This window comes from Catenulispora subtropica, assembly GCF_039531675.1.
Taxonomy (GTDB): Bacteria; Actinomycetota; Actinomycetes; order Streptomycetales; family Catenulisporaceae; genus Catenulispora; species Catenulispora subtropica.
In genome coordinates this window covers 1-12,592 of record NZ_BAAAQM010000083.1, presented here as the reverse complement: position 1 = coordinate 12,592, position 12,592 = coordinate 1, and the positions used below count along the sequence as shown (strand labels likewise).

15 protein-coding genes are annotated in these 12,592 nt (G+C 73.8%); 2 read left to right on the top strand and 13 right to left on the bottom strand.

Features of this window, described 5'->3' with window-relative positions; all coding sequences use genetic code 11:
* Positions 1 to 109: 109 nt before the first annotated feature.
* The 4 genes from ABD466_RS41420 to ABD466_RS41405 form a co-directional block, all read right to left on the bottom strand.
* The gene (locus ABD466_RS41420; RefSeq protein ID WP_344662793.1) at positions 110 to 658 is read right to left on the bottom strand and encodes a hypothetical protein; all 549 of its coding nucleotides are present in this window, start codon (positions 656 to 658) and stop codon (positions 110 to 112) included.
* Between the two features lie 104 nt (positions 659 to 762).
* On the bottom strand, positions 763 to 1,302 hold the full coding sequence (locus tag ABD466_RS41415; RefSeq protein WP_344662792.1) for a MauE/DoxX family redox-associated membrane protein: 540 nt from the start codon (positions 1,300 to 1,302) through the stop codon (positions 763 to 765).
* A 70-nt stretch (positions 1,303 to 1,372) separates the two neighbouring features.
* Positions 1,373 to 1,600: a hypothetical protein gene (locus ABD466_RS41410; RefSeq protein WP_344662791.1), complete on the bottom strand. Its 228-nt coding sequence runs from the start codon at positions 1,598 to 1,600 to the stop codon at positions 1,373 to 1,375.
* 187 nt (positions 1,601 to 1,787) lie between these two features.
* The gene (locus ABD466_RS41405; protein ID WP_344662790.1) at positions 1,788 to 2,831 is read right to left on the bottom strand and encodes a L,D-transpeptidase; all 1,044 of its coding nucleotides are present in this window, start codon (positions 2,829 to 2,831) and stop codon (positions 1,788 to 1,790) included.
* Here ABD466_RS41405 and ABD466_RS41400 point away from each other — a divergent pair.
* Entirely contained in the window at positions 2,821 to 3,072 is a 252-nt protein-coding gene (locus ABD466_RS41400; protein WP_344662789.1) for a hypothetical protein, read from the top strand. The genes ABD466_RS41405 and ABD466_RS41400 overlap by 11 nt on opposite strands.
* Before the next feature lie 259 nt (positions 3,073 to 3,331).
* Here the strand turns inward: ABD466_RS41400 and ABD466_RS41395 are convergent, their stop codons facing one another.
* Positions 3,332 to 3,940, bottom strand: coding sequence for a hypothetical protein (locus tag ABD466_RS41395; protein WP_344662788.1), 609 nt, complete (start codon positions 3,938 to 3,940; stop codon positions 3,332 to 3,334).
* A gap of 235 nt (positions 3,941 to 4,175) precedes the next feature.
* Here ABD466_RS41395 and ABD466_RS41390 point away from each other — a divergent pair, with 235 nt between their 5' ends.
* A complete protein-coding gene (locus tag ABD466_RS41390) occupies positions 4,176 to 5,339 on the top strand; it encodes a cation:proton antiporter (protein WP_344662787.1) in 1,164 nt (387 codons plus the stop codon).
* 80 nt (positions 5,340 to 5,419) lie between these two features.
* On the opposite strand, the gene ABD466_RS41385 is transcribed toward ABD466_RS41390, so the two are convergent.
* The 8 genes from ABD466_RS41385 to ABD466_RS41350 all read right to left on the bottom strand — a co-directional run bounded on the left by ABD466_RS41385 (position 5,420) and on the right by ABD466_RS41350 (position 12,354).
* A complete protein-coding gene (locus tag ABD466_RS41385) occupies positions 5,420 to 6,289 on the bottom strand; it encodes a universal stress protein (RefSeq protein ID WP_344662786.1) in 870 nt (289 codons plus the stop codon).
* Between the two features lie 158 nt (positions 6,290 to 6,447).
* A complete protein-coding gene (locus ABD466_RS41380) occupies positions 6,448 to 6,948 on the bottom strand; it encodes a DUF1918 domain-containing protein (RefSeq protein ID WP_344662785.1) in 501 nt (166 codons plus the stop codon).
* A 19-nt stretch (positions 6,949 to 6,967) separates the two neighbouring features.
* Positions 6,968 to 7,819: a universal stress protein gene (locus ABD466_RS41375; protein ID WP_344662784.1), complete on the bottom strand. Its 852-nt coding sequence runs from the start codon at positions 7,817 to 7,819 to the stop codon at positions 6,968 to 6,970.
* Positions 7,820 to 8,020: 201 nt separating this feature from the next.
* Positions 8,021 to 8,923: a universal stress protein gene (locus tag ABD466_RS41370; RefSeq protein WP_344662783.1), complete on the bottom strand. Its 903-nt coding sequence runs from the start codon at positions 8,921 to 8,923 to the stop codon at positions 8,021 to 8,023.
* Positions 8,920 to 9,831 carry a zinc metalloprotease HtpX gene (htpX, locus tag ABD466_RS41365; protein ID WP_344662782.1) on the bottom strand — a complete coding sequence of 304 codons (912 nt, stop codon included), beginning with the start codon at positions 9,829 to 9,831 and terminating at the stop codon, positions 8,920 to 8,922. The genes ABD466_RS41370 and htpX overlap by 4 nt, the downstream gene beginning before the upstream one ends.
* A gap of 39 nt (positions 9,832 to 9,870) precedes the next feature.
* Positions 9,871 to 10,074 carry a hypothetical protein gene (locus ABD466_RS41360; RefSeq protein ID WP_344662781.1) on the bottom strand — a complete coding sequence of 68 codons (204 nt, stop codon included), beginning with the start codon at positions 10,072 to 10,074 and terminating at the stop codon, positions 9,871 to 9,873.
* 106 nt (positions 10,075 to 10,180) lie between these two features.
* Positions 10,181 to 11,182, bottom strand: a complete 1,002-nt coding sequence (gene gap, locus ABD466_RS41355) for a type I glyceraldehyde-3-phosphate dehydrogenase (RefSeq protein ID WP_344662780.1) — start codon at positions 11,180 to 11,182, stop codon at positions 10,181 to 10,183.
* A gap of 47 nt (positions 11,183 to 11,229) precedes the next feature.
* On the bottom strand, positions 11,230 to 12,354 hold the full coding sequence (locus tag ABD466_RS41350; protein ID WP_344662779.1) for a baeRF2 domain-containing protein: 1,125 nt from the start codon (positions 12,352 to 12,354) through the stop codon (positions 11,230 to 11,232).
* Positions 12,355 to 12,592: the final 238 nt, after the last annotated feature.

Below are 12,592 nucleotides of genomic sequence, written 5' to 3'. Positions count from 1 at the left end.
GCCACGCGGTCGGCGGGTCCTGGGCTGTCAACTGGGCTGTCAACCGATCGGTCAACTGGGCTGCTGCCTGCTACCTGATCGTCCGGCGCCGCGTCCTGCTCGTCCCTCCTCACCTCCCCACCGCCGTCGGCTCAGTCGCCGCGATCTCCGCCCACGTCCCCGCCACCGCCGCGATCGCGCCGTCGGCCACGCGCAGAAAGGTCGGGAACGCGCCGACTCCGCCGAGGGCGCGGCCGATGGGGCCGTCGATGCTCGTGATCAGGACGCGGCCGAGGTCGTGGACGGAGGTGGCGAGGGTCAGGGCGGCGGGGTCTTCTTCGGAGATGCCGAAGACCAGCAGGAGGAGGCGGTCGGGGGTGGTGGCGCGGACGGCGGCCAGCTGGGTCTTGCAGGGGTCGCAGCCGGGCATCAGGCACATCAGGATGTCGGCGGGGCCCAGGTCGAGGTCGGTGACGGCGGTGCCGTCCAGGGTCTGGGCGCGGAAGGGGGCGACCAGATCGCCGGCCTTGGGGACCGGGAGGGTGTCGAGGTGGTCGGGGCGGGGCCCGGTGGGTGCCTCGGCGGCGCGCAGGCGGCGGATCACGGCGAAGAGCAGGGTCAGGTTGAGGAGTGTGAGGGGTGTGAGGACTACGACCAGTGCGGTAAGGAAAGAGACCATGACAGGCTCCTGTGTTCTGGTTCCTGAGGTGAAGAGATCGCCGGCACGGGCGATGGAGGGCGGGGCCGGGAGCCGACCGGCCGCCAGCGGCGCGGAGCCCGGAGCTAACGTCCGCCCAGCAGGAACCGCAGGTCGTCCCATCGCGTGAGCAGTGCCCCGGTCAGCGCGCCGCCGCCGATCGCGCCGACCAGGCCCGGGCCCGCGGCCGTGCCGGGGAATCCGGCGGACGCCACGAGCCCGCCGACCGCGATCACGGCGAGCAGCAGGTTGCGGATCAGATGCGCCGGGCCGACGGCGTCCGCGCCGCCGGGTCCGTTCCCCGCGCCGCCGAAGCAGCGGCACGTCAGCGAGGTGTCCCCGACGACCGCCGCCGCGACGACGGCGACGAAGCCGCAGATCAGCGCCGTCGCCAGGACGAGGGCCGGGATCCCCGCGCCCGGCGTCGCCAGCAGCACCGCGGCCAGGGCCTCGGTCGCAGCCAGCGTCGCCCCCGCGGGGGTCCGCAGCCGGGGCGGCAGCCAGCGCAGGCCGTCGAGCGTCGCCACGAACGCGTGGAACGCCGCCGGCCCCCGCAGCTTGCCGAGGGCCGCCACCCCGAACACCGCGGCGAGCAAAGCCCGGCAGGCCACACTGAGATAGACCACTGATCCTCCCCTCGGCGGGGTGGCGGGCCCGGACGGCCCGCCACCGATCATCGACAAACCGAGGGGCCTTCTAGCAGTACGCGCCCTGGGAGGTCCACGAGCAGGAGTAAGTCGACGGCAGGCAGGCGCCGTTGCAGCCGGTGTGGCTGCTGCACACCTTGATGAAGAGGCGCCCGTTCATGCAGGTGGTCTCGCCGGGGTAGTAGTCGCAGTCGTCCGGCGGGTAGCAGATGGTGGGGGCGCCGCCGAGCGCCCGGGACAGCATCTTGTCGCTGAGGCCTGAGATCTTCGTCTTCATCGGGTCCGAACTCCTTGGGTAGGACGAGGACTGACGATGAACAAGACTGCTGATGTGCCGTGGCAGTGGTGTGACAGCGGCGTGGCAGGCGTCGCGACGTGCTCGAACCGCGATCGGCGGCGTCTGGGATGGAGCCTTCGGCGTCCGAGTCGGGCAGGGCCGCCGAGCGCGGCCCCGCCCGGCCCCATCAGTGAAGCGCGCTACCGGCGGTCCAGGCCGACCAGCCGATGTTCCAGTCGGCGAAGCCGTTGTCGGAGCGCACGACCTTCTCGTTGGAGTTCTTGACGATCACCGGGTCGCCCAAGCCCACGGTCTTGTAGAACCACTCCGCGTCGGACAGGCTCAGGCCGATGCAGCCGTGGCTGCCGTTGACCTTGCCGAACTTGCCGGCGTTCCACGGTGCGGCGTGGACGTAGGTTCCGGAGTCCGTGAGCTGGACCGCGTAGCGGACGTCGGGGACCACGTAGCCGTCCGTGCCGAAGATGCCGACGGTCTTGGAGTCCATCGTGATGTCGTCGACCTTGCGCTGCACCACCATGGTGCCGTTCCAGGTGTCGAACCCGGGCTTGCCGGCGCTGATGAGGAGCGTCTTCAAGGGCACGCCGTCCTGCGTGACGGTCATCGTCTTGGCGGCGACGTCGGCGGTCGCGACGATGGCGTGCGGGGATATCGAGAAGGTGACGTCGCGGTTCTGGTCGCCGTAGGCGTTGCCGGATTTCACGCCGTCCAGACGCATGTGGAGCGTCACCTTGGTGCCCGGCTTCCAGAAGTTCTGCGGACGGTAGTCCACCCGCTGGTTGCCGTACCAGTACCAGGAGCCCTGGGCCGCCGGTGCCGCCTCGACGCTGAGCCCCCGCTCGACGGCGGCCTTGTCGGTGATCGGCTTGCTGAACGTGACGGAGATCGGCTGCGCGACGCCGACCACGGCGCCCGCGTCGGGCGTGTAGGTGCCCCTGAAGACCGCGGAGGGCTTGGCCGTGGTGAACTTCGAGGTGGTCGTCGACTTCGCCCCGTCGGCGTTCTCGGCCACCACCGAGACGTTGTAGGTCTTGTTCGTCCCCAGGGCCCCCGCCGAGGTCCAGGACGTCGCGGTGGCGTCCATCTGGCCCTGGACCGCCGCTCCGCCGACCAGGGTCGCGGTGACGGAGTCCAGCTTGCCGTTCGCCACGCTCACCTGGACCTGCGAGTCGGGGTCGATGCCCGTCGCGTCCGCGGCCGGGGTGATCGTCACGACCGGCGGGGAGGCCGAGCTCGGCGCGGTGGCCGGCACGGCGTCTCCCGGGCCGCTGGAGGACGAGGAGCTCTGCGTCACGTTGGCGCCGCCGCTGGAGCCGGCCGCCGATTTCGTGCCGCTGCTACAGGCGGTGGTCATCACCGCGATGACCGCGGCTGAGGCCGCGAGCCGCGTGATCGCCGGCAAACGCCGCTTTCCGCCGATGGGTCGTGCCGCCGTTGTTGGCATTGGACGCTAGCACCTCGTATTCCACAAGCTCATCCCTTTGCCCTGCACGACGCCTCGCCCCCTGGGGAGGTTGCATGGATCTGGAATCTGTTGCACAAGACACGTTCGCCTTCGGCGAGTTCGACGATTTCGGCGAATTCGACATTTGCGACAAAGCGGCACGGACTTCGCCACCGGTTCCCGGCGCGGCGAAAGCTCTGCCCCGGGCGGGGAGGTTCTCCCGCCCGGGGCAGAGGGATGCGGACAGACTTTCCCATCCGTGGGCCCGTTCAGATCAGCGACCGGTGCTTCTCGACGAAGGGGAGCTTGGCCCACCAGGCGCCGAGGCCGAGCCGACTGCCGGTGCCGAAGACCGCGGCGGCGGTCAGGGCGAGCGCCTCGAGCACGTGGTCGTCCACGAAGGGGTTGTTCGAGGCGGTCGCGGCCCCGGTGGCGGTGTGCTGCGCGGGCGGGTAGACGGCGAACCACATCATGGCGACCAGCAGGATGCCGCTGACGGCGGCGATCCGGAGGCCGACCCCGGAGACCATGGCCGCGCCGATGCCCAGCAGGCCGAGCATGAACAGCCAGTCGACGAAGCCGTTGCCGGCCATGGAGTGGAAGGCGGACTGGAAGGGGCCGACGCTCACGTGGCTCAGGAAGCCCTTGGTCGGGGAGCCTCCGTGGATCCATGCGTTCTTCGACTGGGTCGAGTAGTGCAGGCCGAAGGTCTTGTCCAGGAACGCCCACAGGAAGATGAAGCCGGTGCCGATGCGCAGGCCGGCGACGGCCGCCTCACGCGCGGTGACGGCGGTGACAGGCGTCGCAGAGGTCGCAGACGCGGTGGGCCGGTGCCAGTGGAGCCTGCCGGTCACGTGCATTCCGTGCTGTGTGCTCATGGGATTCCTCCGGGGTGATGCTGTGCGGGATTCTTTGACACCTCAATGACAGCGCTCGGCGCGGGCGCCGGACAGGGCCGAACGGCACGGGCCGCGGCAGGCGTAAGGACCCTCAAACGGTGGGACCCGCGGTCGGCGGCCTACATTGGTCGGCGCCCGCGGTCACCCGGCCGCTGTTGTCCCAGGACGCTGACGGTCGCCGGGACGCCGGGCATGATCTGGGGAGGAGGAGCCTGTGAGCCTGGCCGTTCTGGCGCTGGTGCTGACCGTCGGGCTGGTCGGCCCGCTGCTGGCGACACCGCGCCGCGCCGGGGTGCCGGTCGCGATCGGCGAGGTCGCGGCGGGGTTGCTCGTCGGGCGTACCGGGCTGGGCTGGATCGATCCGGACCGGCCGGAACTGGTGGTGCTCGCGCAGGCCGGGTTCGCGCTGATCATGCTCGTGGCCGGCAGTCACGTCCCGGTCCGCTCCCCCGCTCTGCGCACGGCGCTGGGCCGCGGCGCCGGGCTCGCCGCCGTCACCGGGCTGTGCGCGGCGGCGGCCGGGCCGGGGGTGGCCGCACTGGCGGGGACCGGGCACGGCTGGCTGTACGCGGTCCTGCTCGCTTCGAGCTCGGCGGCCCTGGTGCTGCCGGTGGTCCAGGAGGCCGGGCTGTCCTCGCCGCCGGTTCTGACGATGGTCGCGCAGGTCGCCGTCGCGGACGTGGCCGCGATCGTCCTGCTGCCCCTGGCCGAGCAGCCCGCGCGCGCCGGGCGGGCGGCGCTGGGCACGCTGGCGGTGGCCGGCGCCGCGGGGGTGGCTTTCCTCACGCTGCGCGGGTTCCGGGCCCACGGCTGGCAACGCCGTCTGCACCGGCTCAGCCGGGCCCGGAACTTCGGGCTGGAGCTGCGCGAACAGCTGATCATCGTCTTCGCGCTGGCCGGACTGGCCGAGGCGGTGGGCGGGTCCGTCATGCTCGCCGGGTTCGCCGCGGGCCTGGTCCTGGCCGCGCAGGGCGAGCCGCGGCGCCTGGCCCGGCAGCTGTTCGCGGTCGCCGACGGATTCCTCGGCCCGGTCTTCCTCGTCTGGCTCGGCGCGTCGCTCGACCTGGGCGAGTTGTTCGGCCGTCCGCGGATGATGGTCCTGGCCGCCGTTCTGGCGGCGGCGGGCGTCGCGGTGCACGGCGTGGCCGGGCTGCTCGGCCAACCGCTGCCGCTGGCGCTGCTGGCCGGGGCCCAGCTCGGGGTGCCGGTGGCCGCGGTGGCCATCGGCGGGCAGGGGCACTTGCTCAGGCCCGGGGAAGGCGGCGCGATCCTGGCCGCCGCGCTGGTCAGCGTCACCGTGACAGCCGGGGCCGCCGCGGCGGCCCGGCGCGGTGCGCGTCCGGTGGCCGAGGACACCGGGGGTGGACAGGCGCTGTGACCACCTGAGTCGCCTGAGTCGCCTGAGCTACCTGATCTGTCTGAGCCGCCGTGGGCCGCCGTGAGCCGCCGTGAGCCGCCTCAGCTGTGCGGGACGACGGCGACCGGACAGTCGGCGTGCCGCAGCAGCGTGTGCACGATCGGACCGAGGCGGGCGCCGCGGTCCTCCCGGCGGCGCGCGCCGACGACGACCAGGTCGGCGTACGTCGTCGCGTGGACGAGGACCGTACTGGGCTCCCCGTCGGCGAGCTTGTGCTCGGTCACGACGTCGGGGTACTTGTCGCGCCACGGCCGGACCAGCCCGGCCAGCCCGGCATCGGCCCGCTCGCGGGCCAGGTCCGCCGCGCGGCGGAGCTGGCCGGTGTCGCCGAAGTACGCCCGCGGCCAGAGGATCTCCCAGGCGCTGATCGCCTTCAGCTCGGCTCCCCGCTGGGCGGCCTCGGCGAAGGCGAAGCCGAGGATCTCGTCGGAGCCGGCGGCGGCGTCCTCGATGTCCACCGCGGCCAGGACCATCCCGCGCGGCCGCCGCCGGCCGCCGCGGACGACGAGCGTCGGCACCGAGGAGTGGGCCGCGGCGCGCAGGGCGACCGAGCCCAGGCCGAGGCCGGGGAAGCCGCCGTGGCCGCGGTGGCCGACGACCAGCAGGTCCGCGTCGGTCGACGCCTCGGCCAGGGCGATCCCGGCGAGGCCGGGCACGGCCCGGGTCTGGACCGTCAGGCCCGGGTGGTCGCCGCGGATCCGGTCGGCGGCCTGTTCGGTGGTGCGCATGGCGGCGTCGCGCATCGGATGCCCGGCGACGGGCTCGAAGGGCGGCGGGACCGGGGGCAGGGAGCGGTAGGCGTGGACCACGGCCAGTGCCGCGGAACGACGCTCCGCCTCCTCGGCCGCCTCCTCGAGAGCGAGTTCGCTGGCCGGCGACTCGTCGTAGCCGACGACGACGGTGGGGGTCATGACATCCGCCTTCCTGTTCGTCCGGACCGGCGTTCGGCCGGAACCGGGATGCCGGGACCGCTCGGGCGCGGGCCTGCTCGGCGGGCCGTGGCGGGCGCTGCCGTCGCGCGGGTCCGCGGCGGGGTCGCGACGGCCGCCGAGGCCGCCGCCCCGGCCGGTCATCCGGCCGAGCCGTCCTCCGAGCGCCGGACGACCGTCCGGTGCCCCTCGACGTCCTCGACGTCCCGGGCGGCCTGGTCGAGCAGCTCCTCGCCCAGCGCGAGGAACGCCCGCCCCACGGCCACCTCGTCGCCGATCTCCGGGGCGTCGGTGTCGCCGACCAGGCGCCGGGCGCGCCCGTGCGACTGCAGGACGCGCTGCCCGGTGTGCGCGATCACGTGGGCCTTGGTCTCGCCGGTGTCGTACTCGACGACGGCCACGCTGACCTGCCATTGCTTGGCGCGCCCGCCTCCGATCCCGCCGACCCGGTCGTGTTCTCCCGGCCGGACCCGGGCGTCCGGCCCGGGGAACAACACCCCGGTGTGCCCGCTGTCCAGCCAGTGCACCACGTAGGGCGGGTCGCCCCCGGCGCCGTGCACCTCGACGATCTCGCCCTCGCGGACCGTTTCGTCCAGGTGCCGGGACAGGATGGCGATCCGGTCTCCCACCGCTGCTTTCATGATTCGCTCCCAAGGTGTCTCAGCGCCGACGGACGACGATCAGCTGGTACGTCGAGTGGTGCAGCAGGTACCGGCTCACCGATCCCAGTTCCCACACCGGCGGCTCCGTCCGGCCGCGGGTGCCGACGACCACCAGCGACGCGCTACGGCCGGCTTCCATCAGCGCCTGACGCGGGTGGCCGTGCACCAGCGCCCGGCGGAAGTCCACTCCGGGGTACTTCTCGTGCCAGCCGACCGTCGTCTCGGACAGCAGGCGCTCGGCCCGGGCCCGGACGGAGTCGGTGGCGAGGTCGACCGGCAGGACCGACCCCGGGACGTGCGGCCCCGGACGGGACCACGCGTGCACCACGAGCACGGCGCAGCCGCGCAGGTCGGCCTCGGCGGCGGCGCAGCCGAGCGCGGCCTGGGCGTCCGGGGAGCCGTCGACGCCGACGACGACGGGCCCGTCGGGGGTGTCGGCGGTGCGCGCCACCAGGACCGGACAGGACGCCCGCAGCGTCACCTCGCCGGCGACGGTGTCGTACACCCCTCTGGCCAGGGCGTTGAGCCCGCGGTCGCCGATGACGACCAGCTCGGCCTCCCGGGACTGGTCGACGAGCACCGGCTGCGGGAATCCCGGGACCACCTCCCCGCTGACCGGGATCCCCGGCGCCGCGGCCCGGGCGCGCTGCACGCCGTCGAGCAGGCCGTACCCGGGTTCGTCGGGCAGTGGTCCGGTGTCGGAACGCGCGGCCCTTCCGAAGGGGTCGGCGTGGACCAGGTGCAGCGGCCGGTGGCGCAGGAGCGCCTCGGCCGCGGCCGCCTCGACGGCGATCCGGCTCTGGTCGGAGTCGTCGACACCGACGACGATGCGGTTTCTCCTGCTGGTCATGGTGGGTCCTCGCAGACGGGAGCGGCGGGCCCCGTTGGCGCCGTGGACCTCCAGCCTGATGCCGGGGACCGGGCGCGCCGGGTGTCAGCCGACGTCAGGTGGCGTGTCCATGTCTCCAGGACATATCGGGCTCTTTCCGATGAACAGGGCCGATGGTCCTGTCGTTGCGGCCGTCCGGCCCGGTCGGCGGGCCGGAGGGCCTCATCCGAGCGGCACGACGGCCACCGGGCATCCGGCGTGGTGCAGAAGCGTCTGCGTCACCGGGCCGAGCCGCAGTCCCTGCCGGCCCCGGCTGTGCCGGCGCGCGCCGGTGACCAGCAGGTCGGCCCGGTGGGTGGCCTCGACCAGGAGGCGGCCGGCGGAGCCGGTGGCGACCTGGTGGTAGGGGCGGACCTCGGGGTGGCGGGGCTGGACGGTGTGGACGAGGCCCAGCAGGCGCTCCTCCCGTTCCGCCTCGATCAGGGCGATGTCCTCGGCGATGCCCGGGTCGTCCCGGCCGTAGGCCACGATCCAGGGTTCGTCCCAGACGTGGACCACGGTGAGCCGGGTGCCCCGGCGGGAGGCCTCGTCGAAGGCGAAGTCGAGGACCTGTTCGCAGGGCCCGTCGATGTCGACCGCCGCCACGACGCGGTCGTGGGCGCGCCCGTCCTCGCGGCCGCGGACGACCAGGACCGGACAGGTGGCGTCGGCCAGGGCGCGCATCGAGGTGGAGCCCAGCTGCAGGCCGGCGAAGCCGCCGTGGCCCCGGCTGCCGACGACCAGCAGGCCGGCGCCGCGGGCGGCCTGGGCCACGGTGCTGCCGGCCGGGCCGGAGACCGCACACGGGGTCGCGGTGAGGTGCGGATAGCGCTCGTGGGCCAGGTAGGCGCCGTGCTGGGCGACGTCGAAAGCCGTCTTGTACGCGAGGTCGCCGAGGTCCGCGGACCACGGTCCGGCCGGACCGTTCGGACCGTTCGGACCGTTCGGACCGGTGGCCGGCGGCTGCCGGAAGGCGGTGACGACGTCCAGGGCGGCGCCGCGCATCACGGCTTCGCGCGCCGCCTCGGCCAGCGCGGCGTCACTGGGTTCGGTCCGGTCGTAGCCGACGACGACGGTGGTCTTCATCGTCCCCCTTCCGGATTCTCCGTGGTCCCGCCGATCTGGACGGCGAGGTCGGCGAGCCGCTCCAGCCGGACGTCGAGCGCCGGGTGGGTCGCGAACAGGGCGGCGAGGCGGCCGCCGACCGGTGCGATGAAGAAGGCGTTGAAGGCCTGGACCTCGCGCAGGTCGCGGCGGGGGATCCGGGCCGTGTCCCCCGTGATCTTCATCAGCGCGGACGCCAGCGCCGAGGGGTTGGCGGTGAGCAGGGCGCCGTCCCGGTCCGCGGCCAGCTCCCGATAGCGGGACAGGGCCCTGATCAGCAGGAAGCTGATCGCGTAGACCAGGGCCGAGACGAGTGTCACCGCCGCGAGGACCGCCGCGGTGCCCTGGTCGCGGCGGCGGCCGAAGGCCTGGGAGAAGACCGTCGTCCGCATGAGCAGCCCGGCGACGACGCCGAGGAACGAGGCCACGGTGATGACCGCGACGTCGCGGTGGGCGACGTGGGCCAGCTCGTGGGCCAGCACGCCCTCCAGCTCGCGGTCGTCGAGCAGGTCCAGGGTCCGCCGCGTGACGCACACCACCGCGTGCTCGGCGTTCCGGCCGGTGGCGAACGCGTTCGGCAGGTCCAGCTCGGCCACCGCGACCCGGGGCTTGGGCAGGTCGGCCAGCGCGCAGAGCCGGTCCACGACGGCGTGCAGCCGCGGCTCCTGTTCCGGCGTGACGACGCGGCCCCGCAGGGCGGCGAGCGCGATCCGGTCGGAGAACCAGTACTGCGCGACCATCAGGCCAGCGACGATGACGACGATCAGCACGACCGATCTCAGCAGCACGACCAGCGCCGCGGCGAACGCGACGTACAGCAGCCCGAGCAGGAACATCGTCGCGCCCATGCGGACGGTCAGCTGCCGATCGGGGCGGATTCGGCTACGCATGTGATCACTCCTGGGGATGTTCGTTCGTCCGGGCCGGTCTCACGCGGCCCGGTGCGGCCGGACGGGGACGGGTTCCTCGTGCGGGGCCTGGATCTGCACGTCGCGCGGCCGGGGCGCGGGCGGCGCGGCGGGCTCGTGGCGGCCCCGCCGCGCCGGCACCGCCAGGGCACCGGCGAACCCGATGACCATCCCGGCCAGGAACTCGCGGCACCTGGGCCGCACGGTCTTCGTCGCGCTGCTCATCGCGGGCGCACCTCCTGTCATCCGGGCTCTGCGACGCTTCGCCTCCAGCGTCCGCCGGCGGGCCCGGGCCGCGGCAGAGCCGATCGGCCCGGGCCCGCCGGGACCTTCAGCGCTCCAGCCGCGCGCCGACGTACCGGGCCAGATCGGCGAGCCGGGCGGCGTATCCCCATTCGTTGTCGTACCAGCCGAAGACCTTCACCAGATCGCCGGAAGCCTGGATCAGGCCGGCGTCCAGCACGCAGGACGCGGGGTCGCCGACGATGTCGCCGGAGACCAGCGGATCGTGGCTGACGCGCAGGATCCCCCGGAGCCGGCCCCGCGCCTCCTCGGCGAAGGCGGCCTCGACCTCCTCGACGCCGGCCGGCCGGCTCAGCACCGCGGCCAGGTCGACCAGGGAACCGGTGGGCACCGGCACGCGCAGCGCCACGCCGTCGAGGCGCCCGGCCGTCTCCGGGATCACCAGGCCGACGGCCCGGGCGGCGCCGGTGCTGGTCGGCACGATGTTCAGGGCCGCCGCGCGGGCCCGGCGCAGGTCCTTGTGCGGGGCGTCCAGCAGGCGCTGGTCGCCGGTGTAGGCGTGCACCGTGGTGAGGAACCCGTGCTGGAGGCCGAAGCGGCGGTGCAGCACGTCGACCATCGGGGCGGCGCAGTTGGTGGTGCAGGACGCGTTGGAGACCACGTCGTGGACCCGCGGGTCGTAGTCGCCCTGGTTGACGCCCATCACGACCGTCACGTCCACCGGGCCCTTCGCCGGTGCGGACATCAGGACCTTGCGGGCTCCGGCCGTCAGGTGCCCGGCGGCCTGCTCCCGGGTGCGGAACCGGCCGGTGGACTCGATGACCACGTCCACGCCGAGCTCGCCCCAGGGCAGGGCGGCGGGTTCGGGAACCGTGGTCATGAGGATCTTGCGGCCGTCGACGACCAGGGTGCCGTCGTCGAAGACCGCGGGGGTCCGCAGCCGTCCGTACGTCGAGTCGTGGACGAACAGGTGGGCGCCGGTCGCGGGGTCGGCGACGTCGTTCACCGCCACCACGTCCAGATCCTGCTCCAGCGCGATGCGCAGGAAGGTGCGGCCGATCCGGCCGAACCCGTTGATCCCGATCCTCATCTCTCCTCCTTCGTGTCGGTGCGTGACTTTCGGATCTTCGAGCGTGTTCAGTCGCGGCAGATCGCCGCGAGGCCGGATATCGGCGACCCCGGGGTGCCGGCCGGCAGGATGCGGACGTCGGCGCCGGCGAGGACGGCCGCGCGGACTGCGACGTCGGTCAGGGGCCCGTAGCGCGGAGCCGGGTCCTGCCCGGGTAGTTCGTCCCGGTGCACGGCGACCTCGGCCGGCCCGGATCCGAACCACGCGGTGCGGTTGCGGTCCGGCGCCTCGGACACCAGCAGCGTCCGCACGCGGCCCTGGGCCAGGGCTCGGATCACGGCCGAGGGACGGTCCACTGCGCACCCGCCGGTCCCGTCGGTCCCGCCGGTCCCACCAGAGTCGGAGAGCTCGGCCAGCAGGTCTTCCGTACGCTCCCGCACCAGGGCCGCGACTTTCTCGGCGACGCGCAGCGCGCGCGGCGGCCATGCGCCGTCGGCGTGCCGGCTGCCGCCGATCTTCGCCATGGTGACGGTGTGGCGGATCCGCGGCGGCAGGGCGTCGGTGAAGCACTGGACGGCCCGGACGTCGCCGCCGGACAGCAGGATCCTGGCACCGAAGCAGTCGAGCGCGGCGGCCACCTCGTCCGCGGCGCGGCGTGCGTTGTCCCGCCACGAGGCGTCCGCTCCGGGCCGGTACCGGGGCCGGGACCAGCCGGCGGGGTCGTCGGCCCCGCCGTCGTCATCCGGACCGGTGACGGTCGTCGTCACCGACGGGCCGCCCTGCTCCGGCTGCACGGTGATGTCGGCGCCGGCCCGGTCCAGCAGCGCCAGGACGTACGCCGGGTGCGCCTGCCGCCAGGCGAGCAGCGGCGTCAGGTGCGGGACGCCGGCGGAGAGCACGAGGTCGGGCACCGGCGATCCCGGCAGTTCGCAGGCGTGGTGCGCGCCGTCGGCACCGACGAACAGGGCTCTGGCAGGGCGGCCGGGCTCGGCCTCGGCGAAGGCGTCCTCGACGATCTCCGTCTGCGCCTCGGTGGCGCCGAGCGCGGCCAGCAACGCGACCGTCGCCAGCCGTCGGGCCTCCGGATCGTCCGTGGCCTGATCCAGGTGGGCCAGGTACACCGACAGGATCGGCGTAGGCAGCTCCAGGAGCATCCGCGGATCGGCGTCCAACTGGTCGAGGGATCTGTTCACGACTCCACGCTGGCCGCGCGGGCCCCGCCGGGGCAGGGCCCTTCGGCCTGGGCGGAGCCAGTCGGCCGGCCCTGACGGAGAAGCCCTCGTGATGGTCGGCTGAAGTGGCGGCACTTCGCCGCCGTGTCGACGCTGAGGAGCAAGGTCATGAGACACCGCTTGGTCCTGAACATCATGACGCCGGCCGAGCACGTGATGGTCGTGCAGGCCGACACGCCCTTCAAGGAGATCGCGCGCC